Source organism: Streptomyces sp. SP18BB07 (genome assembly GCF_036322545.1).
In the GTDB taxonomy this organism is placed as follows: Bacteria; Actinomycetota; Actinomycetes; order Streptomycetales; family Streptomycetaceae; genus Streptomyces; species Streptomyces deccanensis.
This window is the reverse complement of sequence record NZ_JAQYWT010000343.1, coordinates 23,248-48,572: the sequence shown is the minus strand read 5'-3', so window position 1 is coordinate 48,572 and position 25,325 is coordinate 23,248. Positions and strand designations below refer to the sequence as shown.

Genomic DNA, 25,325 nt, shown 5'->3' with positions numbered 1-25,325 from the left:
ATGACAACCGGGTGGGCTGACACGCCTCCATACGAGTGAGGGTCCCCGGCCCGGCGCCGCGCAGCCGAGATCGTGATCGGCATGATCACTTCTCGTGCGCGGCGCCGGGCCGCCGCCGTCGTCCTGTCCCTCTCTGCCGTCCTCGCGACCTCCGCCGCGACCGCTCCGGCACAGAGCCCCGCCGTGGACCTCACCTCGGCCAAGGCCGCCGCCCCCACCTGCCCCCAGTTCGAGGACCCGGCGCACGCCGCCGCCGACCGCCGCGTGGACGTCGACCGCATCACCCCCGAGCCGGTCTGGCGCAAGAGCTGCGGCACCCTCTACCGCAGCGACAGCCGGGGCCCGGCCGTCGTCTTCGAGCAGGGCTTCCACCCCAAGGACGTCATCGACGGGCAGTACGACATCGAACAGTACGTCCTGGTCAACCAGCCCTCGCCGTACGTCTCCACGACCTACGACCACGACCTCTACAAGACCTGGTACAAGTCCGGCTACAACTACTACATCGACGCCCCCGGCGGCGTCGACGTCAACAAGACCATCGGCGACCGGCACAAGTGGGCCGACCAGGTCGAGGTCGCCTTCCCCGGCGGCATCCGCACGGAGTTCATCATCGGCGTCTGCCCGGTCGACAAGAAGACCAAGACGGAGAAGATGAGCGAGTGCGAGAGCAACCCGCACTACGAGCCCTGGCACTGACACCGCCGCCCCACCGGCCCCGCGCGGTCACCGGTCCCCGCGCGACTGTCGGGGGATGAGCAGGATCTCCGAGCCCACCGGCCGGTAGCCCGCCCACTGGAACGCCCGCACGCTGCGGGCGTTCCCCGGCGCGATCTGCGCCCACAGCGGCTCGGCGACGAGATGGCGTGCGGCACGCACCAGCGCCCGGCCCAGCCCCCGCTGCCGTTCGCCCTCGTCCACCTCGACCGAGACCTCCAGCCGCCCGGCGATCCCCCGGCCCGTCGTCAGGACACCGCCGTCCACCGTCCAGACCCGTACGTCGTCACGGCGCCGGCGCGCGTACACGACGCGCGGGTGGCCGGCGTCCATGATCTCCCGCAGCGGGAGCGGCGGTTCGCCGGGCAGGGGCGAGGCGACCAGCATCGCGTCGATGGTCTCGGACGTACGGCCCGTCCGTTCCATGAGGGCCGCCAGGAACCGCGGGTTCATGCTCGCGGACAGCGCGTCGCACTCCGTCGCGGCGAGACTCTCGCGCACCCACTCCGGATCCTCGTCCGTGAACACCACGGAGTGCGCCGTGAAACACAGGACCCCCGCGTCCCGGGGAGAGTGCTGGGCGACGACCGTCGTACCGCCGTCCGCAGGCGGGAAAACCCCCTCGGCCGCCGCGTCAAGAATGTCCCGCAGACTCTCCATCTCCGTGCTTCCGCCCCTGTCCTTGAGTCTCCACCCACTGGAAGGCCCACACTCGCAGACGTGATCGAGAACGGCACCGAACCTTTCAGCATCGGGCAGCTCGCCGACGGCCCATGCCGAGCCGTCGCGTGGGTGGTCGCCGCACCGCGCGCTCGGGAGGCCGGTTAATCTGACCTGCGTCAGTAGGACTGTCGGCAGGACTGCCCGGACCGGGCAGGGCACCAAGAAGGGGCGGATCGGTGGCGGACATCGAGGCAGCGCGCAAGGAGTTCCAGCGGATCGACGCGGACGGTGACGGGTTCATCACCGCCGCCGAGTTCAAGACCGCCCTGGCCCAGCAGGGAGACTGGAACGTCACCGAGTCCGTGGCGGAGGTCATCATCCGCACCCGCGACCTCAACGGCGACAAGCTCCTGTCGTTCGACGAGTTCTGGGCCCACCTGAGCAAGTGAGCCGAGCGGCCGAGGGGCGTTCTCCGTCACACACGACGGAGGGCGCCCCTTCGTCGTGCCGGGGCGGGAATAGCGGAGGACGGGCCGAGGTTGGCCCGGGTAATGCATGCACGTGCATGAAACATGCAACCCCGAAGATCTCCACTCTCCTCGCACACAAGGGCGGCCTGACATGAAGATCGGCATCATCGGCGCGGGCAACATCGGCGGCAACCTCACCCGGCGGCTCACCGCCCTCGGCCACAACGTCTCCGTCGCCAACTCCCGGGGACCGCACACCCTCACCGCGCTGGCCGAGGAGACGGGCGCGACCCCGGTCCCGGTGGCGGAGGCGGCACGCGGCGCCGAGGTCGTCGTGGTCACGGTCCCCCTGAAGGCGGTCCCCGACCTGCCGTCCGGCCTGTTCGACGAGGCGGCCGACGGGGTCGCCGTCATCGACACCGGCAACTACTACCCGAGGCAGCGCGACGGCAGGATCGCCGCCATCGAGGACGACGGCCTCACCGAGAGCCGCTGGACCGAACAGCACCTGGGCCACCCCGTCATCAAGGCCTTCAACGGCACCTACGCCCAGGACATCCTCGACCGACACCGCCCCGCCGGCGCCCCCGACCGCATGGCCCTCCCCGTCGCAGGCGACGACGAGGCGGCCAAGAAGAAGGTGCGCTCCCTCATCGACGACCTCGGCTTCGACACCGTCGACGCGGGCGGCATCGACGACTCCTGGCGCCAGCAGCCCGACACCCCCGTCTACGGCCTCCAGGCCGGAGCGGAGGCCGTGACCAAGGCCCTGGCCGAGGCGTCACCGGAGCGGACGGCGGACTTCCGGGGCTAGCCCAGCTCCATGGACCGGCGCGGCGCCGTCACTCCGAGGTCAGCCGGGCGTGCAGCAAGGTCGCCCGGCTGAGTTCGGTGCCCGGAGCGTGTTCCTCGTTGAACAGGGTGACGAGGCCGCGCGGGGCCGCCCACTGTTCGTGGAAGTCCGGGACGGCCCGCAGGTCGTCGAGGAGCAGGGACGTCACGTACGCGAGCTCGGTGGGGCGGTCGCCCCATCCGTCGCCCCACCAGAAGTTGTGGGGCGCGGTGCAGGGCGCGGGAAGGACAAGTCCTGCGTCGGTCGTGATCCAGGCGGTGTCCCGCAGCACGACGGAGGCCAGTTGTCCGCTCGCGGGCAGCGACAGCGGGGCGTAGAACCGCCATCTGCCTCGCTCGGACGCGTCGCCGCCGGTTCGAAGGGCGGGCATGCCGGTCAACGGGTCGACGAAGAAGGCCTCCGCTTCCGTGCTGCGGGCATGAGCGAGCGTGACGTGTGCCGCGGTCGGGTCGCACTCGACAAGGCGCTCGATCCACCGTTCGACCGTCGGATCGGGCCGCTCGACCTCGGTGACGGTACCGTACGGCAGCAGCTCCGGATCGTAGGCACGGGCCGCCTGCAGAGCGGCGGCCGCATCGGGCTCGTAGCTGTCGCCGACCGCCTTCCAGCCCGCTGAGAGGAGCGCTCGGTCCTCGGTCTCGGGGAGGGGGTGACCTGTGACGTCGGGGTGCGCGGCGACGACCGTGCGCTCGGCGTCGCTGTTCCGGCCGTAGAGGCTGACGGTCCCTTCGACGCTGCTGACGCGTTGGTTGCGCATGGCGTTGGCCAGGTCGTCGAGCGCCGCGCGGGCTTCGGCGGGGAGCGAGGTGTTCCGCGCGGCTCGCCGCAGTGTCGTCTCGTCCTCGTCGGCGGGGACGCGGACGACGACGGGCTCCGCGCCCGGCCGCCACTCGGTGACCAGTTCGGGCAGCCGCAGCAGGGAGGGCCACCAGGGGAGGGGCTGCCCCGCCAGGGTGCTGACGACGCCCCAGTCCGCCTCGTACTCGATGTAGGGCTGGGCCGTGTCGGCGGCCCAGAGGGCCGGGCCGGTGAGGCCCAGGTCCCCGTACAGGGAGCACACGGCGACGATGCCGTGGGTGTCCCGCTCCTTGGAGAGGGAAGCGGCCACGGCCGAGGCGGCCCCCCGCTCGGTGGTGTGCACGATGCGGATGATTCCGAGATCGGTCACCCAGTCGATGGCCGGGCCGTACGGGGTCCGCGTGCTGCCGTGCCAGTGACCGGGCTGGGGAGCGTCGCGCAGGGGCCTGCGGAGAAGGGCGCCCCGGTGGGTGAAGGCCGGGGTCCGCGCTGCCCAGACGTAGACCTCCGAGGCGCGCCACAGGAGGCTGCCGGGTCTGTCCCGGTCGCCGTGCCGGCCGTCGGGCTGGGGAAAGTTCTCGTACCGTCGGCTCAGTCCGCGCACGGTGAATGCCTGGTGACCGAGGAGCTGGCGGAGTTCTCTCCGGCCGAGGTGCTGAGCGTGACGCATCCTGCGGTATTGCCGGTCGCTCATGGGCGGAGGGCCCTGCCGGGCGGGCGGCCTCTCGCCGTCGTCCGGCGTGAGTGCTTCAGGGTGACCCGCCGCCGTGCTCGTGCCATGGGGCCGGACGCGGTGGAGCTGCCAGGCCGTGCGGAGGCGTTCCAGGGCGAGCCGCGCGCTGCCGGCCGAGACACCCAGTTCAAGCCGAGCGGCGCCGAGTTGTTGCAGGCGTTCGGTGTCGGTCAGCAGACGGTTGGGGCCGGTCTCGTCGTCCGAGCGTCGCGGGACGAACACGTCGACCATGGTCATGGCGAAGAGCATGTACGCGGAGAGTTCAGCCCACTGTGCCCGCAGGCTGTCGTCCGCCGGCGCGTCCTGCGACGCGAGGCGGTGCAGTTCCCGGTGGAGTGTTCGCCGTACGTCCGCGCCGGGGGGAATCAGACGCAGTCTGTCCACGGTTCCGCGCAGATCGTGCAGGAGTTCTCCCCAGGCGGCGTCATGGGGCTGGGACCCGAGGACGAAACGGAAGCTGGAGAGGGTCTCGGTGACCTCTTCCAGGAGAAGACTTCCGGCGACGCCGCGGAGATCCGTCCTGTCCGTGCGGTGCCGGATCTCGACGACCTTGCGAGTGAAGCGGATCAGTTCGCGGGGAAGCCCGCCGGAAAGGGCGTACGCGAGGGCGACGAACGGATCCGTGAAACCCGCGACCCGTGTCTGGAGCAGTTCCCTCGCTTCCTCCAGGCTGCGCGGCTCAAGATGGAGGACGTCTTCCAGAGAACTGTCGGTGACGTCTCGGACGGGCAGGCCCCGGCGGATGAAGGCCGCTCCGACGTCCTCCGACACGGACAGCAGGAAATACACGTTGGGTATCGCGAAGATCGCCTTGATCTCGGCGAGGAAGGCCCGGGCCTGTTCCGTCGAGCCGAGCCGATCCAGTTCGTCTATGCCGATGAAGACCTCGTGGCTGTTCTCGCGGAGGGTGTACTCGCTGATCTGGGTGAGCAGTTCACGGAACTCCATGACGAGTTCCGGATAGGTCAGAGCCCGGGACGCGGCACCATTGGTGCGGGCCAGACCGAGAGTGAGAGCGCTCATGGCGGTGAGCCCGGCAGTGTGGGTCGTTCCCGACGTCTGCATGTGCCGCAACAGATGAAGGTAGTTGTGGCAGGCGCGCACGAGATGCTTTCGCTCCTGGCTCGCGAACAGGGGGCGCGGCAGGCTCCGCGCGATGATCAGAACTCCCAGGCCCACGAGAACCGCACGGGTGATTCCCGGATGCTCCTGCCAGGCGAAGTGGTAGGCGCCCTGAAGCCGGTCCAGCCAGTGGACCGTCGCGGCCCTTCCCTCGGACTCGGCCCAGCGATACGTGCCTCTGGCCCAGCTCTCGAGGCCGATGGCGAGCAGGAACAGCCCCGCCGAGACCATGCTGAGACTCCACAGGAACCGTACGAGACGTCGGACGACGCCGGTGGGGCGTATCCGCAGCAGAAAGGGTGCGTGAGCGCCCTGACCGAAACGATCGAGGAAGTCGCGGCAGACCTGCTGGAACAGGCTGAGCAGGAATTCCTCCGGGCGGTAGTTGGCCGGAGTCTGCACGATCACGTGAAACTGGTTCATTGTCGGCGCGCCTTCGAGGCGGCCCTCGCAGGCTTTTCTCAGCAGCGTCGACTTTCCCACTCCCCGAGGGCCGCAGAGCGCGATGGCCCCACCGTTCATCTGGTTGAGCTTGTGACGCAACGATTCCTCGGCCCGGCCCGACACCCAGAAACCGGGGTCGTGGGCGTGCACCAGACCTCGGTGGTGCCGGGTGACCAGCAGGCTGTCGTGTTCCGGACCCAGGAGGTTGGTGATCTCACGCCTCAGATGCGGCACCATGCGACGGCTCAGCCTGGAGCGACTCCACAGGTTCAGATACGGATACGTCCGCGCCGCCCGAAGGCACCACCGGACATACAGGTACGCCGCCCACAGTTGACGTGTGAAGTTGTCCCTGCGCGCTTCCGCACGGAATTCCGCGAGCGCGGCGAGCGACACGACGGAGAGCAGAAGCGCGTCGCCCCACCAGGCCACCCCCATGGTGTGGGACAGCAGAGAGCGCAGCAGCGCGACGAAGCAGAGCACGCCCAGAAAGGTGAACTTCTGCGCGGAGCAACGAGCTGCCGCGGTACGGAACTCGACACGGCTTCGGTCCAGCCGCTGCCCGAGCCGCCACAGCCCCTCGTACTGCTCGTCCTCGTCCAGGACGGCGTCCGTGACGGCGTCCCCGAGCATGGCGGCGCGCAATGCCGGGCCGCTGATCTCCGGCCGGTTCAGGGAAAGATAGGCCCGGATGTCCTCGTGCCGGAGCGCTCGCCCGACCGCCCTGCGATAGAACTCCCGTACGCAGTCCGGCTCTTCGTCCCACACGTTCATGCGGGCATTCTCGCGTGTGGTGGCCGCTCAGCTCCCCGTGGCCCATGACATGAGCGCGGCCCTGGTCGGGAAGTCCGCCACGTTCTTGTCGAGGGGGTTGTCCGTGTACTGGTGGAAGCGCCACTTGGCCTTGATGCGGGGCTTGCCCGCGGTGACGTAGTCGGCGATCCAGAGGCCGTCGGCGGCGTAGGACGTGGAGTCGACGGTCAGCCAGTAGTGGCGGTTGCAGTAGAGGATCACCCGGTGGTTCGGGCGGAGTTTCTTCAGCGTGCGGAGGAAGCGGTCCTTCTCGGCGTTCGTGGCGTGGGTGCCCTCGCCGGTCGTCTCCCAGTCGACGGCGAGGATGTCGCCCGCCCGCTCCGGAGCCTTGGCGACGAAGTACTCGGCCTGGGCCGTCAGGTTGCCCGGCCAGAGGAAGTGGTAGAAGCCGACGACCAGGCCCGCCTCGCGCGCGGTCCTGGTCTGGGCGGCGAGCTTGGGGTTGGTGTACGTGCGCCCCTCGGTGGCCTTGACGAAGACGAAGGAGAGGCCGGTGGTGTCGTACGAGGAGGACTGGTAGGAGCTGACGTCGATGCCGCGCAGCATGGGGTCTCCGGGAGGGGTGGGGGAGTCAGTCGGGTGGGGGGCCGGTGGTGATCCGCCCGGTGGCGATCCGGTCGGCCAGGGTCGTGACGTCCGCGAGGAGCACGGCGGGTGGCACGGCGAGGTCGAGGGTGTGGGCGGTGACGGTGATGCCGGACCGGCGGACGGCGTGGGGCGCGGGGTCGGCGCCGGCGGCGGAGGTCGCGGCCGCGTAGACCAGGTGGCCGTGGGGGAGGCCGAGGGCGGTGCAGTAGGCGAGCAGTTGGTAGAGGTGGGACGTGGGTGGGGTGCTGGGGGTGACGTACGCGTATTTCGCGTCCGCCACCGAGACGGGCCGACCGTCCCGGTAGAGCACCAGGTCCGGGCGGAACGGGACGCGGGCGGCCTCGTCCAGCCGGTGGTGCGTCTCCTGCGCGGCGCAGCGCACGCCGTGGCGGGCGAGGGCCGCGGTGAGGGTCACGGTCAGGAACCGTTCGAAGACGGCCGGCATGTCCAGCAGGAAGCCGTCGGTGGGGAGTGCGGCCCCGCCCTCCGGCTGGACCGAACGGTGGGCGAGGAGCAGTTCCGCGAGGCGGAGCGCCGGGGCGTAGCGGGCGTTGAGCCGGGTCGGGGTCCAGCTGGGGAGCGGTGCGCCCGGGTGGAGGAGACGGACCCCGCGCAGGTGATCGGAGAGGTGGCGCAGGGCGAAGCGGGTGCGGGCGGGCACGCCGGGCAGCCGGGCGGCCAGGTGCAGGGCGGCCAGGAGGACGCGGTTCTCCGCGATGTCCGGGGTGTGGTCGTCGTAGCGGACGGCCACCGGGAGGGGCAGGCCCACGCGGCGGAGCTGGTCCGCCGTCCGGACCCGGCCCCTGATCAGCGGGAGGTCCTCCTCGACCGTGCGATAGCCGTGCAGGACCCCGGACCGCAGGGTGCGGCGCGCGACACGGGCGAGGAGGTCCGCGAGGGCGGGCAGCAGCTCGTCCGCCGTGGCCGCGGTGACCTGCTCCGGTTCGGCGTGCCAGGGGTCGGTGGGGGAGTGGGAGAGCAGGAACAGCAGGTCGCGGACCGGGAGTTTGGGCCGCAGCAGCAGTTCGATCGCCTCGCCCGCCGGGGTGCGCAGCCGGACCAGGCCCACCTTCTGCTTCCCCGCCACCCGCCAGCGACCGCCGGCCGCCGGGGTCAGCCGTACGGCACCGGGGGCCGAGAGCAGCCCCGCGACCTGGTCGGCCGTCAGCTCCCGTACGGTGCCCGGCCCGGTCTCGTCGACGGTGAGCCGGAGCGAGGGAGCCACGGACCTTCCGGCTCCTGGGAGCGCGGTCGTCATGAGCCCAGCGCCGCGCGCAGGGAGGCCAGACCGTACTCCTCCTCGACATCCACCCCCGTGCCGTACTCCTGGTCCTCCAGCAGGGGCAGGATCTGCGTACGCCAGATGAGGTCGAGACCCTCGGGGCGGGCCGCGCCGGGCTTCATCAGATACGACGGGCCGATGGCACGGTCCGCGTCACCGAGGCGGCGGTTGAGCTCGTCCAGGAGGCGCGCGGGCAGCTCCGGCAGACCGTGCCGGCGCAGCCAGCGGTCGAGGAGACCGTGCACCGGCTGCCGCTCCGGGGAGAGCCGGCGGAAGGCGAAGCGGCGGCGCATCGCCGCGTCGACGAGGGCGATCGAACGGTCCGCCGTGTTCATCGTGCCGACGAGGAACAGATTGCCCGGCAGGTGGAACGGGTCGTGCGGGCTGTACTGGGTGGTGACCGGCTCGTCGCGGTACTCCAGCAGAAAGTACAGCTCACCGAAGACCTTCGCCAGGTTGGCCCGGTTGATCTCGTCGACGATCAGGACGTACGGGTTGGCCGGGTCCTTCCGCGCCCGCTCGGCCAGCAGTTTCAACGGGCCCGGGACGACGTCGAACACCACCGAGCCCGAGCCGCCCGCCGCGCCCTCACCGGGTACCGGGCGGAAGCCCTCGAAGAAGTCCTCGTAGGTGTAGGACGGGTGGAACTGGACGAGCTCCACCCGGTCCGGTCCCGCCAGGTGCCGGGCCAGGGCCCGGGCCAGATAGGTCTTCCCGGTGCCGGGCGGCCCGTGGAACACGAGCTGGCGCTGCTCCTGGAGCTGCTGGGCGGTCTCCGCCAGCCAGGGCAGGGGCATGAGCAGCTGCTCCGCCAACTCCTCGGTCACGGGCGGCAGTTCGAGGGGCTTGGTGACGTCGGCCGTGATCAGCGGCTCGGCCACGCTGTCCTCCAGGCCGGCGCGTTCCGCGAGCTCGGCCGCCACGCTGCTGATGTCGTACACCGTGGGGGGCCGCGTCAGACGGCTCTGCACAGCCTGGGGCAGCTCCGCGCGCTTCAACGGCCGCTCGGCGGTGGCCCAGCGCACCGGCAGCCGCCGCGCGTTGTCGAGGCCGTCCGAGGTGTCGTACACCGCCGGGCCCTCGACCGTACCGACGTGGACCTCGTCCGCGGTGACGGTGGCCACCAGGTCGCCGGGTTGTATCAGCGTGAGGAAGGCGTGCAGTTGGTACACGGACTGTCCGCGCGACTGGGTGCTGTCGTCGGGGAGTCCTTCCAGCACGGTCCGCTGGATCTCCTGCTTGGCCGTGCCCGCCGGGATGTCCGGCAGCTCCTTCCAGGACACCGAGCAGTAGCCCCGTTCCAGCCAGTCCGGCACAACGTTGCGTCCGTCGACGTTGAAGCCGCGCACCAGCCAGCCCCGCTGCTCGTGCTCGACGGCGGTGTGCCGCCACCGGCCCACCCAGGGGTCGGCGTAGAACCACACCCGCTCCCCGCTGCGCGCGTCCAGGATCCTCCGCAGCTCCAGCAGGTCGCGGTCGTCGTCGCCGGTGACCTCCGGCAGTTCGTCGGCGAACGCCCTGACGATCTCCTGCTTGTGGTGGGCGCTGGCGATCGGCTGGAAGACGTCGGGGAAGAGGCAGTAGAGCAGGACGTGGATCTGCGCGCGGCCCTTCTTGTGGCCGACGGAGCGCTGGACGTCCAGGCACTCCTCGCGGAACCGCCACGGGTCGCGCAGTACGGCGTCCCGCTCGGCGAGGGGCAGGCCCGCGAGCCGTTCCACCAGCAGGACCAGGATCTGGAACTGCGCCCAGCGGTAGTTGAGGAAGCCCTGGCCGCCGTTCAGGAACCCCGTCAGGCCCCGCTCCATGCGCTCCGGCGTCGCCAGGTGGGCGAGGCCGGCCCAGGAGAGGACCTCGCCGAGGATCTGGAGCTTCTTCCTGAGGCCGATCTGCTCGGGCTTGAGCGGGGCCATGTTCACGAAGAGCAGTTCGGCCGCCAGGACGACGGTGGCGGCCGGAGCGCCGTCGAGCTGGCGGCTCAGCTTGACCAGGAACGTGTCCGACGACTCGTCCGGCCGGTCCACGAAACGGGCGCGCAGATCGGACGCCGTCGCCTCGGTCCAGGCGTCCGTCTCCGGCGCGAACGCCGACTTCCCGCTCAGCAGCCCGTCATGGAAGACGCGCCGTACCTCCGCCGCGACCTCGGCACCCACCGGCTGGTCCGCTCCCATGCCCACCGCCCGCCCCTCTCACGTTCGAAGTGCCCACCCTAGGAGGGGCCTTGGCGCTCGTCACGTGACGGGGGCGGGTCGGCGCGGTGGCCGGGCCGGTTTCAGCTGGTGCCGCTGGAGCGGCCGAAGAACTCGATCTCGGCTATCGCGACCTGCTTCTTGGCGTCGGCGCCGTAGGCGGAGAGCAGGGTGAACCGGACGGTCTCCGCCGCGCCGACCCGGAACTTGCGGCGCTGGCCGCCGGCGCTCTGGTCGAGGGTGAGGGTCTTGGTGGAGACGGAGCCGTCGGCGGCGGTGATCTTCGCCTCGATACGGTGCGGCCGGGCCGACTCCGAGCGCTGGTCCGCGTTCTTGGAGACGCCCGGGGTGATGACCACGTCGAGCAGCCGCGTCGGCTCCTCGAAGCGGGCCTCGATCCACTCACCCTCGCCGGACTGGGTGACACCCGGGCCCCACCACGTGTTGCTGTACGTGTCGAAGGCCAGCTGCGGCTTGTGGCCGGGGAACGAGCGGGACGCCTTGAAGCTGTCCGGGACGACCGACGCGCGCTTGGCGAAGTGGTCACGGGTCGCCTGGTAGGCGTCGTCGGCCTGGAAGGCGAGGGTGACGATCAGGGTGAGGACGAGGGCGCCGACCAGCCAGCTGAGGATCTGGCCGAAGCCGCGCCGCAGCCGGGGGCGGTCGCCGGCCCACGGGGTCTCGGTGTTGCGGCCGGTCAGCACCCGGCGCCACCACGGCAGCCGGGCCGGTGCCTCCGTACGGCCGGCCATCGGCATCGCGCAGCGGGCGCAGAAGTGCCGGTCCGGCCGGGTGGGGGTCCCGCACCACGGGCAGGGCACACCGCCCTCGGTGCCGAACTCCGGCTGCGGGGCGCGCACTTGGGGGCGCTGCACATCGGGGCGGCCCGGCAGCACGGGGGCGACGGCCGGCTCCGCGGGCGCGCGGGGCTCGGGGTCGGCCACCGGGACCAGGAGGGATCGGGCGCGGTCGGCGGCGGAGGGGGAGGGGGAGGGGGAGGGAGCAGCCGCCGGGGCGGGGGAGGTGTGCGTCGGCAGGGGGGTGGTGGGGTCCTCGTCGCCGGGGTGGGGATGGGGGGCCGCCGGGGCCTGGGGCTGGGCCTGGACCTGGGGTTGGGGCTGGGTTCGGGCCTCGGGGGCGGCGGGGGCTGCCGGGGCGGTCGTCGGGTGGGGGGCGGCGGGTGCGTCCGTGCCGGCCGGCGTGCCGGGGTCCGGGTCGCGTACGCCGGTGGCGGCGGCCGGGGTCGTCACCGCCGGGGCCGTTCCCGCCTGGGCCGGGTCGTGCGCGGTGCGGGCCGTGCCGGTTCCGGCGCCCGGGTGGGCGAAGGCGTCCCAGCCGGGTTCGCCGCCGGTGGTGGGGCGGTCGGCGCCCGCCGGGGTCGGGGCGGCGGCCGCGGGGGCGGGGGCGGGGTGGTTCGGGGGCGCGTCCGGCGTGCGGGTGCCGTCGGCCGGAGCCTCGCTCGTCGCGGGTGCGGCCTCGCTCCTGGCGGCGCCGGTGCCGGACCAGCCGAGTACCGCGCCGCAGGCGTCGCAGAAGGACTGGCCGGGCTCCCCGCGGGTTCCGCATTCGGCGCAGCTCTGGGCGCGGCCGGTGCCGGGGGTCGGGCTGGTCATCTCTCGGGGATCCTTTCGGCGGCGGTCACCTGGACCGTGTACGGCATGTGGGCGGGGCGGGCGGCGGCGACGAGGCTGTCCAGCCGGTGTTCGTCCGCCGGGGTGGGGTCGGGCAGGCGCAGGGCCACGTGCAGGCGCGGGCGGGGCTCGCCCGGGACCGGTCCGAGGGGGCGGGCGTCCCAGGTGGCGGCGCCGCTCTCGGTGATCTCCGGGGTCACGCCGAAGACCAGGCGCACGGCCTCGGACAGGCCGCGCCGGGTGCCGCGTACCCGGTGCAGGTACGCGGCGGCGGCGACCGCGGCGCGCAGGCGGTCCTCCGGTTCCGTGCCGTCCGTCTCGGCGCCGACCCAGCCGGCGAGCCAGCGGGTGAAGTCCACGGGGGCCAGGGACGGCGTGAAGTAGGAGTCCAGGCAGTCGAGGACGGAGAGGATGGGGGCGAGGACGTCGTCGAGGCCGCCGACGAAGCGTTGGGCGAGGTCGTCGTCGGCGAACACGGCGGGGAGCATGGTGCCGATGGGGTGCGAGGAGCCGAGGCCGTCTATGGAGCCCCTCATATCCGGCCGCCCAGTAGCTCGGGGGCTGCTGTTGTCGGGCGGCTGCGGGTTGTGCGTGGCTGGTCGCGCAGTTCCCCGCGCCCCTTTCGGGGCTGCGCCCCGATGCGGGGCTGCGCGGCGCGATAGAGGGCCCTCACTGCTTGTCCCCGATCACGCGGACCCGGTGGTCGAACGAGAACACCAGGGACGGGGGTGAGAGGTCGATGCGGTTGGTGGGGTCGCCGCGTTTGCCGGTGAGGGGGTCGGCGGGGTGGAGCTGGACGTCGTCGACGAGTTCGACGCCGGGGACGCGCTGGAGGACGGCGAAGACCTCGCCGGACTGGACGGGGCGGCCGAAGGGCCAGCCCCGGCCGTCGGCGCCGCCGGTCAGCGGGTCGAGGTGGCGGTAGAGCGCGTCGTGGGCCTGGCGGCGGACCCGGTCGGTGTCCACGCCCCGGAAGGCGTGCAGCGTGGCGACGACCGTGACGCCCTGGTAGAAGGGCGGGCCGACGGCCAACCGCGTGCCGATCAGGCGGCGTTCGTCCAGGTGGCGGGTGATACGGCGCAACAGGGCGTCTCCGGGGACGAGTTGCTCGAAGCGCAGGCGGCCGCCCGGGTCCGGCACCGCCTGGGGCACCACCAACACCCGTACCGCGTACGCCCCGTGCTCACCCTCCTCGCCCTCCAGGCAGGTGATGCGGGCGGTCTCGGGGGCCGCGCGGCGGGCGAGCTCCTCGTAGTCGCGCAGGGTCACCGCGCGTTCCTGGGCGCGCAGGGTGATCGGCGCCCGGACCTTCGCCTCCTCCACGGTCTCCGCGTCGACACCGCCGCGCGCGGCCTCCCGGTTGACGACCTCGGAGACGTACGGCACGGAGGTGCGCAAAACCCGGATGGCGCCCCGGGCCACGTTGCCGGCCCGGCCCCCGCCGGTGCGGTAGCGCACCGCGCGGATGACGGACCCCTTGGGCGCGACGGCCCCGTACTGGCGCAGGCTGCCGTCGGGTTCCCGTACCGCCGGGCCGAAGGCGATCTCGCCGGTGGCCGGATCCAGGGTGATGTGGCGGTCGTAGGAGGTGGACGCGGCGAACGACGGGACGACATCCCAGTCGGTCCAGCCGTCGTGCTCGGCGGTCTGGAGCAGCACGGGCGGGGTGTCGCCGACCACGGGGAAGTGCGCGAGGCGCAGCCGCTGTCCGGGCAGGCCGGTGGACTCGCCGAGCGCCTCGTCGTACACGGTCTCGGCGTGGACGACGCTGGTGGTGCCCCCGATGGTGAAGGCCTCGGCGGCGCGGACGGTCGGCGAGGTGGTGTAGAAGGGCTGGCCGGGCAGGGGGTCGGTGACCCGGCAGCGCAGCCAGCCGGCCTCCTGGCCGCCGGTGCGGGACAGGGTGTGCCCGCCGGGCATGTGCAGGACGACCTCGCCCGGACGGTTCAGGCCGCCCGTGCCGTCGCGGTCGACCTCGCACTCCGTCCAGCCGTCCTCGGTCCACGCCTCCCAGACCAGCGGCGGCTGGCGGGGGTCCACGCCGACACCGTCGACCACGCTGTCCAGTTCCAGCACGACCGCGCAGTGCGGCACGGCGGCCGTCAGCCCGAACAGCATGCAGTCGCCGGGCCGCGGGGACTCGGCGAAGCACATCAGGTCCTTGCCCTCGGCGAGGTCGGAGGTCCGGTCGGCCACCGGCTCACCCGGGCGCTGGGTCACCAGATGCCGCAACGCGCAGGGCACGACGTCCAGTTCGCGCTCGGTGGTGAAGACCACCGCCTCCTCGCTCTCGGTGCGCACCGTCGCGACCTCGGTGCCCACCGGCAGCGGCACCGGCTCCTCCTGCGGCGCCGACAGCCAGAACGTCACGTCCGTGCGGGCGGCCGACGGCGGGAACAGGGTGATGCCCACCAGGTCCAGGAACGCCAGATGGTTCTTCTCCGGCACCCGGTTGAGCCGGTAGACGATCTGGTCCGCCATGTGGGCGACCGTCTCCACCAGGGTGACGCCGGGGTCGGAGACGTTGTGGTCGGTCCACTCCGGGGCCCGCTGCTGGATGTAGCGCTTGGCGTCGTCGACGAACTGCTGGAAGCGGCGGTCGTCGAGGTTCGGGGAGGGCAGGGCCATCAGCGGTCGCTTTCGGGACGGTCGGGAAAGTCGGGACGGTCGGAGCCCTCGGAACCTCCGGGGGCCAGGTCCGGCTCGTCGTGGGAGGGGATGACGTAGAACGGGAAGACCAGGCTGCGCGGGTTGTTGGTGCCCCGGATCGAGTAGCGGACGTCGATGAAGAGGACGCCCTGGTCGGCGCCCGCCGTCACCTCGACGTCGGTCACCTCGATCCGCGGCTCCCAGCGGTCGAGGCTCGCGTACACCTCGTGCTGGATCCGGCCGGCGGTGGCCTCGTTGACCGGCGCGAACACCAGGTCGTGGATGGCGCAGCCGAACTCCGGGCGCATCGGCCGCTCGCCCGGCGCGGTGGCCAGGACGAGCCGGATGGCCTCCTCGACCTCGCGCTCTCCGCTGACCAGGGCGATGCCCCCGGTGGGCCCGATGCGCAGCGGGAACGCCCAGCCGGATCCGACGAACTGCTCGGCCATCAGCGGGCCACCCCTCTTTCTGGAACGTACGACTGCTCGGCGGACGTGTGGATGTGTGGACGTGGGGAGGTGCGGACGACGGCCGTCACGGGATCGGGTACGGCTTCTTGTTGACCAGCACGATGCCCGTGATGTCGACGTTGGCCGCGCGCAGCGCCGCCTGGCCGACGGCGTTGATCTGCACGGTCCCGGCCGCGCTGAGCGTCGCGGCGCCCGCCGCGTTCATGGAGAGGGCGCCGACCGCGTTGATGTTGACGGCGCCGCCCAGCGACCTCAGGCCGACCATGCCCTGCCCCTGGAGGTTGAGGGGGCCGCCGCTGCGGATGGTCACGGACCGCAGCGCGCTCAGCGTCAGATCGGTGCCCGCCTTCACGGACACCGAGGTGCCGCCCGTGATGCTGACGGCGCCCTTGCTGTCCACCGTGATCTCGGTCTTCGTCCGGTCCAGGTTGATGATCAGCCGGTCGTTGCCGCTGGCGATCCGTACGCCCTGCTTGCGCAGGCCGGTCTGCTGGCTGAGCAGGTCGACCCGGTTGCCCTCGCGGTCCGACAGGGTGTGCCGGATCGCCTTCTTCTTCACCGGGTCGTGCAGCCACACGTCCTTCACGGGCGTCGGCTTGTCGACGCCGTTGTAGAGACCGCCGATCACGAACGGGTGGTCGAGGGCGCCCCGGTCGAAGGCGACCAGCACCTCGTCGCCGACGTCGAGCGGGAAGATCCCGCCGCCGCCCTTGCCGCCCATCTGCACGGTCCGCGTCCAGTCGCTGACGTACGTGTCGTCCAGCCACGGGAACTGGAGCTTCACCCGGCCCTGCTTCAGCGGATCCTGTACGTCGGTGACCAGGGCGTTGGCCACACTCGGCAGCCGGGGCGAGGCGGAGGTGCCGCCCGAGGTCAGGCCGAACAGGGAGCGCCACTGCCGTCCGCTGACGGTCACCCAGGTCTCGTAGTGGCTGCCGTCGCCGAAGGAGTGCCGCACGGAGGTGCAGGTGTACTTGCCCTCGAACGGGGTGCCCACCTCGGTGAGCGTGACCGGCACCCCGGGCCGCAGCTTCGGGTTGCCGCGCACGGTGACCTCCAGCTCGGCGAAGGACGAGGTGATGTCGTCTGCGAGGGAGCCGGCGGCGTGCGTGACCTCGGTCTGGAGGTCGTACGGCGTGTCGGTCTCCACCAGCTTCGTGGCCTTGAAGGCGCCCGCCGCCTTCTGCGGGGTGGTGCCGATGGAGATACCGGGGTTGGCGTTGGCCGGGGTGGTCGCCGTGAGCTTCTTCTTCGTCGTGACGTTCCAGCCGCGCGCCTCGACCCGGCCGACCTGGTCGGCGGCCGTGACGGCGGCCCGGCAGCGCAGGATGTCCACCCCGGCCTGGAGCACGAACGGGCTCTTCTCGCCGGGGGTGCTCGTCGGGGGCGCGCCGGACGCCGGCTTCGGCTTGACGAACTGGAACTTCCCCTCCGAGTCCAGCGACATCACCATCTCGTTCTCGTCGGCGAGCCGCGCCAGGAAGTCCCAGTCCGTCACGTTGGACTGCGAGATGAAGTCGTAGACCGTCTTGGTGCCCTGCACCTGCCCGACCGGGATGCCGTTCATCCCGGCCAGCTTGCGGGCGATGTCGGAGGCCGTCTGATTGCGGTACGCCGCCACCCTGCGCACCCGCATCAGCCGGTGCCCCGGGTCGTAGCCGCGCACGACGGTGAAGGTGCCGGTGCCGTCGTAGTCGGTCTCCATGCCGGTGACCTCGCCGGTGAGCAGCGGGGTGCCCGCACCCTGTCCGTCGGCGACGGGCGCGATGACGACCTTGGTGCCGAACCTGACGTTCAGTTTGCCCAGCAGCAGCCCGTGCGGGTCCCGGAAGGTGAGCCGGAACGCGCCCGGCACCCCGGCCCCGAGGTCGACCCAGCCGCCGACCAGTAGATCGGCGTACTCCGTCGGCAGTTTCGCGCCGTCGAGGGTGACGTGGATGACGTTGGAGAAGGACGGCTTCACCATCAGAAACCGACCTCCTCGGCGGCCGGCAGGACGAGTTCGATGCCGGTGGGCAGCCGGGTGGGATCGTCGATGTCGTTGGCCTCCGCGATCGCCCGCCACGCGGACGCGTTGCCGTACTCCCGCCACGCCAGCGACTGCAGCGAGTCGCCCGCGACGACCCGGTGCACACTCCGCGCGGTCAGCGCGCCCGACGTCGGGTTCTGCCCCTTGGTGTTGCTGGGGATCTCGTGCAGCGACAGCCGGCAGGTGGCCCGGATCGGCACGCCGGTCGTCCCGAACAGGGAGTACGTGACGTCCACGGAACTGACGTACGCCGTGAAGCGGGCCGTCGAGAACGACCCCCACTGGAACACCACCCAGGGCGGCGACGGCTGCTTCGCCGCGAGGCTCTTGGCGGTGACCTCGCAGCACGACAGCAGCGACTCCACCTTCTTCAGCACCGTGGTGCCGCTCGGCTTGGCCGACGAGTCGAGAAAGATCTCGACGTTCATCTGCCGGGCCTCGGGCCCCATGAACTCCGGCAGGGCTCCGTCGCGCACGGCCGCGCTGATCGTGGTCTTCCACTGGGCGCCCTGGCGCAGCGTCAGCTCCGCCGGGTTGAACTCGAAGCTGAACGTCCTGATCAGACCGCCGGGGGTCGTACTCGTCCCAACTGGCGGCTCGTGGATGGCCAGGGTGGCCCGCACGAGGCTCTTGCCCGCGCCGCCCTTGCTGCCTTTCGCCATGATCCGTCCCCCGCCCTCAGTCCGTGAATCCGTGGTGCGTGATCTCCAGGACCTCGGTCGCCACGCTCGGGTTCGCCGGGTCCAGGGACGGCCCCTGCCAGCTCACCGGCAGGACGTCGATCAGGCCCCAGTGCGCCACCTCCGAGCCGTCCGCGCGCAGCGCCGCGATCTGGGCGGTCGGACGCTTCACGCCCGTCGCCACGGACGAGATCCACGCCGCGACCTTCGCCGTGTCCGGGGTGAGCGGCCTCGTCAGCCGGATGTTCGAGAACGTCACGCGCGACGGGAACTGCCAGACGAACCCGTTGTTCCCGCCCTCCTGGCGGTGCTCGATCTCCACCGTCGAGGACAGCCCCTCGCACCCGTTGAAGTAACCGAGGCTCTCGCCGTCGATCGTCAGGGTGAAGAAGATGGTGGAGCCCGGGTCGAGATCGCGGGGCATCGGGGGCCTTTCTGCGGACGGGGGTCTGTTGCGGTGGTGGTGGCAGGGGCGGGGTCAGTGGCGGGGGTCGCGGAGTTTGCCGATGCGTTCGCGGTCGAGGCGGAGTTCGGTGCGGACGAGGCGGGTGATGCGGCCGATGAGTTTGTGGGTCAGCTCGTCCAGTTGGAAGTCGGTGAGGGACCGGGGGTCGAACGGGGCTGCGCCGTCCACTGCCGAGTAGGGGGGCGGGGGGTCGGCCGACGCGGTGCGGTGAGCGGTGGCTGTGGCTGTGGCTGTGCTCGTGGCGGTGGTTGTGGTGGCGGGGCTGGGGCGGAGGGGGGTCTCCGGGGCTCGCTGGATCGGTGCGGGTGCGGGTGCGGGTGCGGGTGCGGGTGTGGGTGTGGGTGCGGCAGGGGGCGGGGTGGGTGCCTGGGGGGTGATGGGGGGTGCGGGTGGCGTGGGGGCTTGGCGTTGTACCACCGGGCGGGCGGGGAGGGGGGTCGGCTTCTGCGGTGCTCGCTGTGCCTGCGGGGGTGTCGTGGGGGAGGCGGGCTTGCCCGTGGTGAGGCGTTGTACGGCGGGGCCGGCACCGGGGGTCGCGGGGCGGCGCAGGGGTACGGCGGGCCGGGGGGCCTGACGCTGGGCTGCGGGGGGTGCGGTGGGCGCGGGCAGGGCCGAGGTGAGGGCACGGGTGGGGGTGAGGGGGCGCACGGCGGTGAGGGGTGCGGGAAGGGCGGAGGGCGCGGACAGGGCCGAGGGCGTGGATGGGGCGGACGGGGCCTTCGGCTCCGCGGGGGCCGTCGGTGCGCTGGTTCGTTCGGGTGTGTGCCGGGTCGGGGTGTGGGGCGGCTGCGGGCCGTACGTGGCTGGTCGCGCAGTTCCCCGCGCCCCTTCAGGGCGGGCCTGGGCGGGGCCGGGGGTGGTCAGGGGGACGGGTGGAGCCGCCGGTGTGGGCCCGTGCGGTGCCGTCGCTCGCTGTACGGGCGAGGGGCGGGTGCTGGGGGTCGGGCGCCCGGCCAGGGGCTTCGCGTCGTCGGGAGGGGTGGTGAGGGGGGCGCCGAGCAGGGGTCGCTGACGGGGGGTGGGAGGGGGAGTGGCGGTGGGCTGCGTCGGGGGCGCCGGGGGTGTGGGCGGCACGGGGCCCGAGGTGGGGGTGCCGAGGCCTATGCGCCGTGTGGGGGCGAGGGTGCTCCGCTGGACGGGTCCAACGGGCGTACCGGTACCGGAGGTGGGGGCCGTGGCACGGGGGTCGGTCGTCGTTCGCTGGCTGGTGTCGGCCGCGCTGCGGGTGGGCGGGGCGGCTGCGGTACGGCTGGGGGCGACCGTCGCTCGCTGCACGGGGGAGGGGTCGGTGGCCGTACGGGAGTTGACGGGGTTGTCGGGGCCGGGCGTGGCCGGTGTGGCGCTGGGGCGGATCGCTGAGCGCTGGACGTCGGCCGACGGGGTGCCCGTGCCGCCGGGAGTGATGCCGTCAGCCGTCGTGGTCCGGGGTGCGGTGGCCCCAGGGTTGCCGACACCGACACCGACACCGACACCGGCACTGGACGGGCGGCCGTCGGCCGACGTGCCACCAGGGCGGACGGTTGCTCCGCGAGCGCCGTCCGATGCCCCGGTCGCTGTCCGTTGGACGTTGAGCTCGGAGTGCCCGGGGGTGGCCGGGGTGTGGGCAGGGGTGGTGCGGGTGCCGGTGGGGTTGGCTGAGGTGGTGCGCGAGCCGGTCGCTGTCGGTTGGACGTCGGCGTCTGTGTGTTGTTGGCGGGGGGGCGTCGGGGCGTGGGCAGGGGCGGTGCGGGTGCCTGTGGGCCCGGTGGTCGCACCGGAGGCGTTGGCAGCCGTGGTGCCGGCCTCGGTCGCTGCACGCTGGACAGCGCCCTCGAAGCGTCCGGGCACGCCGGGCCCGGCCCCCGTACCGCTGGACTCACCAGACCCGGCACGGTCCCCGGCCACCGCCCGCTGGGTGGTGACTTCGCCGAGTGCGCGGGCGGCGGGGTGGGCGCCTGTGCTGGCGGGGGTGGCTGGCGTGGTGGTGGGGCCGGTGACTGTCCGTTGGACGCTGTCGTTGCCGCGTGCGGGTGCGCCGGGCCCGGTCCCTGTGCTGGCGGGGTTGGCTGGCTTGGCTTTGGGGCCGGTCGCTGTTGATTGGAGGCTGTCTTTGTCGCGCCCGGCGACGCCGGTTCCGGTGCCCGTGCTGGCGGGGGTGGCTGGCGTGGTGGTGGGGCTGGTGACTGTCGGTTGGACGCTGGATTTGCCGCGTGCGGGTGCGCCGGTTCCGGTGCCCGTGCTGGCGGGGGTGGCTGGCGTGGTGGTGGGGCCGGTGACTGTCCGTTGGACGCTGTCGTTGCCGCGTGCGGGTGCGCCGGGGCCGGTGCCCGTGCCGGTGGGGTTGACTGGCGTGGCCTTGGAGCCGGTCGCTGCTCGCTGGACGCTGGCCTCTCCGCGTCCGGGGGATGCGGGGCCTCCCCCGGGGAGGTTGGCCGTGGCGCTGGACGGGGGCGCGATACCGGCCCGGTCGCCCGCTGTGCGGCGGGGGTTCGCTGACGTGCCGGCGGAGTTGGGCACCGTGCCGGCGGAGTTGGGCACCGTACCGGCGGAGGCCGCGGTCGTACGGCCGGGGTTCGTCGTCGCGCTGGTGGGGTTCGATGCCGTACGTCCGGGGTTCGTCGTCGCGTCGGCGGGGTTCGAGGCCGTACGACCGGAGCTCGACGTCGTACTGCCGGAGCTCGACGCCGTACCACCGGAACTCGACGCCGTACGGCCCGAGTTCGCAGACACGCGGCCCGCGTTCGGTGTCGTACCGGCGGCGGTGTCGCGTGTCGCCCGCTGGATGGTGGGCGCCGAGTGACCGGGCGCGGCGGTGGTGTTGACGGAGGAGGCGGTGTCGGCTGAGCCGCCCGCAGGGCCCTCGCCCCCGACAGTCGTAGTGACAGGCGCCGTTGCCCGAGGCGTGCTGCCCGACGCGGCGACCGGACCCGTACCCGAGTCCGCCCCGCTCCCCGTGGATGCCGTACCCCCCGACGCAGCACCCGACGCCGGACCTGGTGACGCGGAGCCACCGGAAGCCGTGTGCCCGGACGAGGAGCCGTCCGCTGCCATACGCACCGGCGGCGTAGCCCCCGAGGCCGTCGGCCCAGGCACCGGACGTTCGGACGAGGCACCGCTCGCAGCCGTCGGCCCCGAGTTCGTACCCCCTGGTGCCCCAGCGGGCCCGGAAACCTGTGGTCGTGACGTCGGAAGTGTCCGGCGCTGGACGGCCGGTGCGGCGGGTGCCTTGGTCAACGGGGTTCGACGAGTGGCGTGGGGCGGTGCGGGGGTGACCCGGGGGCCGGACGGGCGCGACGGTGTGACCTCGTACGGGGCTCGCCGTACAGGCAGAGGGCCGGCGGACGTGGACGGGGAAGAAGCGGAGCCGGAGGCCGGGGCCTCTGGCTCGTCGTTCGCCACCGGCAGGGTGCGCGAAGGCAGTTCCAGGCCGGCGACGGGTACCGCCGACGTGGTGAGGACGTTCCTGACCAGACCGCCCGGCGCGCCGGGTAGCACGGCGTGGGACAGGGTCCCGGTGAAGGACGGGTTCTGCCAGGTGCTCAACCGACCGCTGAACCCGGCGTCCGCGACAGCGGCCCGCCCCCCGGTGGCCCGCTGAATCGGACCCAGCCCCTCCCAGCCACCGCCGGAAACACCCACACCGACCGAAGCCGCACCGACCCCCGAGCCGCCGCCGGCACCCGCATCGGCCCCAGCGCTCGCCTCGCGCCCGACCCCCGAGCCGCCCCCAACTCCCAAACCGGTCCCGCCACTCGCGTCACCCGGCGCGCCCACGGCACCCACGTCACCCGACGCACCCCCGGCACCCGCGTCGCCCGACGCACCCCCGCCCCGGCGCGCCGCCGACGTGGCGGCGCCCCGTAGGCGATCCATGAAGCCCACGTGTTCAGCCCTCCGACCCGCCCCGTGTCACGAGGGACGCGATCTGTTCGGTGTAGCGGCGGCGGTCGTGGTGTTCGAGGTCGAGGATCTCCTCGAAGCTCCAGTGGAAGTGGAAGGCGACGTACGCGATCTCCTCGTGCAGCCGGTCGGTCGCGTACGTCACGATTCCCCCAGGCGGCTCCCGCCGAGTTCGACCTCGAAGGGCTCGGAGCAGTGGGGGCACTCCACGGCCGCACGGGTGTGGCCCTCCGCGTTGACCTGCCGGTAGAAGTCCTGGAGGAACGCGAGGTCGGAGGCGAACATGTTCTCCACGATCCCGTCGTGGACCATCGGCAGATTGCCCAGCCGGGTGATGACCCGGCCGAGCAGCACGACCGACAGATACGCCGGGTTCTCCTGCACCCGGACGTCGCGGAGCGGGATCAACTCGTCCCGGGCGGTGGCGAGACGCATCACGCCCTCCCGGTGGACGTTCCCCGCCTCGTCGACGTAGCCGCGCGGCAGCTCGAACGGGAACTCCGTCCGCAGCCGCTGCGCCACCGGCGCGACGGCCGGGGTCGGCGCGGGAGCGGCGGCGGAGGCGGGCATGGGGGCGAAACCGGGAGCGGCCGCAGCCGCTCCCGGCCCCGCCACCTGCTCCGGAACCGCCGCTCCCGAACCCGGAACCGCCGCCCCCGTACCCGGTACGTCCACGATCGAGCCCGCGCCCGCCCTGCCAGCCGTGCGCCGCATTACTCGATGACCAGTTCTTCGAAGACGATGGTCACGGTCTCGGTGAGCGCGGACGCCTCACCCGCCTTGAGGGTGCTCGCGTCGATCTTGCTGCACCAGGCGTTGCGCATGTTGTACCGCTTCACCGGATTGTTCTGATAATCCATCATGATGATCGACGCGTTCTTCCGCGCCGAGCCCATCTGACCGTTGATCGAGTCGTTGATCCACGTGTTGAACGCGGCCGACTGGGTCATACCGCGGACCACCGTGCACTGCCCGTTCTTCTGCACACCGGGCAGAAGATTGACCTCGGGCCGGCCCTGGGCGGAGTTCTGCTGGTACGTGATGACGTCCTGTTCGAGGGTGAGGCCGCTGACCTCCGCGAGGTACTCGACCATCACCCCGTCGATCTGCAGGCCGAAATTGTGTGAAGTAAGGGCGTCACCCGGCGCGAGACTCATCTGTTCTGTGTCCTTCTAAGGGGGCAGGGGGGCAAGGGGCTTCAGCGAAAGAACGGGGGCGCGGACCGGCGACGGCCTACTCCTCCAGCTCCCCGCTGCCGCTGGAGAACTGGGCCAGCCGGAAGATCACGAACTCGGCGGGCTTCACCGGGGCGATACCGATCTCGCAGATGACCCGGCCGAGGTCGACCGACTCCGGCGGGTTGGTCTCCTCGTCGCACTTGACGTAGTACGCGTCCTCGGGCCGCTGGCCGAACAGGGCGCCCTGGCGCCACTCGTTGACGAGGAACGCGGAGACGTTGCGCCGGATCCGGGCCCACAGCGCGTGGTCGTTCGGCTCGAACACCACCCACTGGGTGCCGATCAGGATCGACTCCTCCAGGTAGTTGAAGTACCGGCGGATGTTCAGGTAGCGCCACGCCGGGTCGGACGACATGGTGCGGGCGCCCCAGACGCGGATGCCGCGGCCCGGGAAGGCACGGATGCAGTTGACGCCGATGGGGTTGAGCAGGTCCTGCTCGCCCCGGGTGATCTGGAGTTCCAGGTCCACCGCGCCGCGTACGACCTCGTTGGCGGGCGCCTTGTGTACACCGCGCTCGAAGTCGTTGCGGGCCCAGACACCGGCGACGTGGCCGCTCGGCGGGATGACACGGGACTGGCCGCTGGCCGGGTCGAAGACCTTGATCCAGGGGTAGTAGAGGGCCGCGTACTTGGAGTCGTAGCCCGCGGTCTCCTGGCGCCAGACGCGGATCTGCCGGGCGTTGAGGCCGGGCGGCGGGTCGATGACGGCGACCCGGTCGCCCATCAGCTCGCAGTGCGCGATCAGACCGAGCTGGACGGCCTTGACGGCCTCCAGGTCGATCGCGCCGCGCTGGTAGGCGGCCATCAGGTCGGGCACCGCGACCATGGAGATCTCGTCCACGGCCTCCAGGCCGCCGAAGCCGGTGCGGTCGGCGGAGTCGCCGAGGTACTCGGCCGGGCCGGGGTGGGCGTCGTCGGTGCCGGTGGGCGTGACGGCGGCCGGGGCGGCGGGGGCCGCGAGGGCGACGGTCTGGTTGTCGGGGCGGACGAGCTGCGCGGCCGGCGCCGTCTCCGTGACCGTGATGAGCTTGGAGCGCTCCTTGACCTGGGTGACGACGTAGTTGCGGCCGCCCTTCTTGGCGGTCACGTCGAAGGTCTCGACCGGCTTGTCGCCGTCCTTGACGATCAGCTTGAAGCGCTCGGCGGGACCCTCGCCCTCGGGGTCGGCGACCTCGACGCTCAGCGAACCGCCCGCGATGGCGGTCACACTGAACGTGCCCAGCTGCTTCGGCTCGCCCGGCGGGAGCGCGGCCGGCGCGGCGGACCCCGTCACGGCGGCCGGAGAGCCGGCGGACGCGCCGTCCTGGGCCGTGCCGCCGACGCGGACCACGTACGCGGCGCTGCCGCCGTTGTTGAAGAACCCGTACACCGAGTGCGCGAGGTAGTAACCGTCGGTGAACTCGCCGAACGCCGCGACGAACTGGGACCAGTTGGTCACCAGGGTCGGCTCGTTCAGCGGACCGGTCGGGGCCAGGCCGACGAAGGCGGCCACCGAGGTGCCCACACCCTCGATGGGACGCGAGCCGCTGGCCACCTCCTCGACGTAGACGCCCGGCGACAGGTAGGACGGCATGCTCTGCTCTCCTTGGGGTACGAGACAGGTCGCCTCTC

21 protein-coding genes are annotated in these 25,325 nt (G+C 72.3%); 4 read left to right on the top strand and 17 right to left on the bottom strand.

What is annotated here, in order from left to right; translation table 11 throughout:
- Positions 1-81 precede the first annotated feature (81 nt).
- Positions 82-699, top strand: a complete 618-nt coding sequence (locus PUR53_RS33530; RefSeq protein ID WP_443078011.1) for an ADP-ribosyltransferase — start codon at positions 82-84, stop codon at positions 697-699.
- 27 nt (positions 700-726) lie between these two features.
- Here the strand turns inward: PUR53_RS33530 and PUR53_RS33525 are convergent, their stop codons facing one another.
- Positions 727-1,377: a GNAT family N-acetyltransferase gene (locus tag PUR53_RS33525; RefSeq protein WP_329894592.1), complete on the bottom strand. Its 651-nt coding sequence runs from the start codon at positions 1,375-1,377 to the stop codon at positions 727-729.
- 239 nt (positions 1,378-1,616) lie between these two features.
- Between PUR53_RS33525 and PUR53_RS33520 the strand changes: the two genes are divergently transcribed.
- The gene (locus PUR53_RS33520) at positions 1,617-1,829 is read left to right on the top strand and encodes an EF-hand domain-containing protein (protein WP_215449095.1); all 213 of its coding nucleotides are present in this window, start codon (positions 1,617-1,619) and stop codon (positions 1,827-1,829) included.
- A 172-nt stretch (positions 1,830-2,001) separates the two neighbouring features.
- Positions 2,002-2,664, top strand: coding sequence for an NADPH-dependent F420 reductase (locus PUR53_RS33515; protein ID WP_329910753.1), 663 nt, complete (start codon positions 2,002-2,004; stop codon positions 2,662-2,664).
- Between the two features lie 28 nt (positions 2,665-2,692).
- Here PUR53_RS33515 and PUR53_RS33510 read toward each other — a convergent pair whose 3' ends face one another.
- The 12 genes from PUR53_RS33510 to PUR53_RS33455 all read right to left on the bottom strand — a co-directional run bounded on the left by PUR53_RS33510 (position 2,693) and on the right by PUR53_RS33455 (position 18,765).
- Complete coding sequence (locus tag PUR53_RS33510; protein WP_329910752.1) at positions 2,693-6,574, bottom strand: P-loop NTPase fold protein; 3,882 nt, start codon at positions 6,572-6,574, stop codon at positions 2,693-2,695.
- Positions 6,575-6,601: 27 nt separating this feature from the next.
- Complete coding sequence (locus tag PUR53_RS33505) at positions 6,602-7,159, bottom strand: glycoside hydrolase family 25 protein (RefSeq protein ID WP_329894589.1); 558 nt, start codon at positions 7,157-7,159, stop codon at positions 6,602-6,604.
- A 25-nt stretch (positions 7,160-7,184) separates the two neighbouring features.
- A complete protein-coding gene (locus PUR53_RS33500) occupies positions 7,185-8,426 on the bottom strand; it encodes an McrC family protein (protein ID WP_329894588.1) in 1,242 nt (413 codons plus the stop codon).
- A gap of 29 nt (positions 8,427-8,455) precedes the next feature.
- A complete protein-coding gene (locus PUR53_RS33495) occupies positions 8,456-10,654 on the bottom strand; it encodes an McrB family protein (RefSeq protein WP_329894587.1) in 2,199 nt (732 codons plus the stop codon).
- A gap of 101 nt (positions 10,655-10,755) precedes the next feature.
- Positions 10,756-12,285, bottom strand: a complete 1,530-nt coding sequence (locus PUR53_RS33490; RefSeq protein ID WP_329910751.1) for an NADase-type glycan-binding domain-containing protein — start codon at positions 12,283-12,285, stop codon at positions 10,756-10,758.
- A complete protein-coding gene (locus tag PUR53_RS33485) occupies positions 12,282-12,839 on the bottom strand; it encodes a phage tail protein (protein ID WP_239757381.1) in 558 nt (185 codons plus the stop codon). Before PUR53_RS33485 ends, PUR53_RS33490 begins: the two co-directional genes overlap by 4 nt.
- Before the next feature lie 133 nt (positions 12,840-12,972).
- The gene (locus tag PUR53_RS33480; RefSeq protein WP_329894585.1) at positions 12,973-14,931 is read right to left on the bottom strand and encodes a putative baseplate assembly protein; all 1,959 of its coding nucleotides are present in this window, start codon (positions 14,929-14,931) and stop codon (positions 12,973-12,975) included.
- Entirely contained in the window at positions 14,931-15,401 is a 471-nt protein-coding gene (locus PUR53_RS33475) for a GPW/gp25 family protein (RefSeq protein WP_045563260.1), read from the bottom strand. The genes PUR53_RS33480 and PUR53_RS33475 overlap by 1 nt, the downstream gene beginning before the upstream one ends.
- An 85-nt stretch (positions 15,402-15,486) precedes the next feature.
- Positions 15,487-17,388: a VgrG-related protein gene (locus tag PUR53_RS33470; RefSeq protein ID WP_329894584.1), complete on the bottom strand. Its 1,902-nt coding sequence runs from the start codon at positions 17,386-17,388 to the stop codon at positions 15,487-15,489.
- Positions 17,388-18,113, bottom strand: a complete 726-nt coding sequence (locus PUR53_RS33465; protein WP_329894583.1) for a CIS tube protein — start codon at positions 18,111-18,113, stop codon at positions 17,388-17,390. Before PUR53_RS33465 ends, PUR53_RS33470 begins: the two co-directional genes overlap by 1 nt.
- Positions 18,114-18,129: 16 nt before the next feature.
- The gene (locus PUR53_RS33460; protein WP_037695699.1) at positions 18,130-18,555 is read right to left on the bottom strand and encodes a phage tail protein; all 426 of its coding nucleotides are present in this window, start codon (positions 18,553-18,555) and stop codon (positions 18,130-18,132) included.
- Between the two features lie 54 nt (positions 18,556-18,609).
- Positions 18,610-18,765, bottom strand: coding sequence for a hypothetical protein (locus PUR53_RS33455; protein ID WP_329894582.1), 156 nt, complete (start codon positions 18,763-18,765; stop codon positions 18,610-18,612).
- A 2,245-nt stretch (positions 18,766-21,010) separates the two neighbouring features.
- On the opposite strand from PUR53_RS33455, the gene PUR53_RS33450 reads away from it, so the two are divergent.
- Complete coding sequence (locus PUR53_RS33450; RefSeq protein WP_329910750.1) at positions 21,011-21,376, top strand: hypothetical protein; 366 nt, start codon at positions 21,011-21,013, stop codon at positions 21,374-21,376.
- 1,086 nt (positions 21,377-22,462) lie between these two features.
- Here PUR53_RS33450 and PUR53_RS33445 read toward each other — a convergent pair.
- The 4 genes from PUR53_RS33445 to PUR53_RS33430 all read right to left on the bottom strand — a co-directional run bounded on the left by PUR53_RS33445 (position 22,463) and on the right by PUR53_RS33430 (position 25,287).
- Complete coding sequence (locus tag PUR53_RS33445; protein WP_086786782.1) at positions 22,463-22,621, bottom strand: DUF6760 family protein; 159 nt, start codon at positions 22,619-22,621, stop codon at positions 22,463-22,465.
- The gene (locus tag PUR53_RS33440; RefSeq protein ID WP_329897955.1) at positions 22,618-23,190 is read right to left on the bottom strand and encodes a hypothetical protein; all 573 of its coding nucleotides are present in this window, start codon (positions 23,188-23,190) and stop codon (positions 22,618-22,620) included. Before PUR53_RS33440 ends, PUR53_RS33445 begins: the two co-directional genes overlap by 4 nt.
- On the bottom strand, positions 23,190-23,633 hold the full coding sequence (locus tag PUR53_RS33435) for a phage tail protein (protein ID WP_033526822.1): 444 nt from the start codon (positions 23,631-23,633) through the stop codon (positions 23,190-23,192). The genes PUR53_RS33440 and PUR53_RS33435 overlap by 1 nt, the downstream gene beginning before the upstream one ends.
- Positions 23,634-23,709: 76 nt before the next feature.
- Positions 23,710-25,287, bottom strand: coding sequence for a phage tail sheath subtilisin-like domain-containing protein (locus PUR53_RS33430; RefSeq protein ID WP_329897954.1), 1,578 nt, complete (start codon positions 25,285-25,287; stop codon positions 23,710-23,712).
- Between the last annotated feature and the right edge of the window lie 38 nt (positions 25,288-25,325).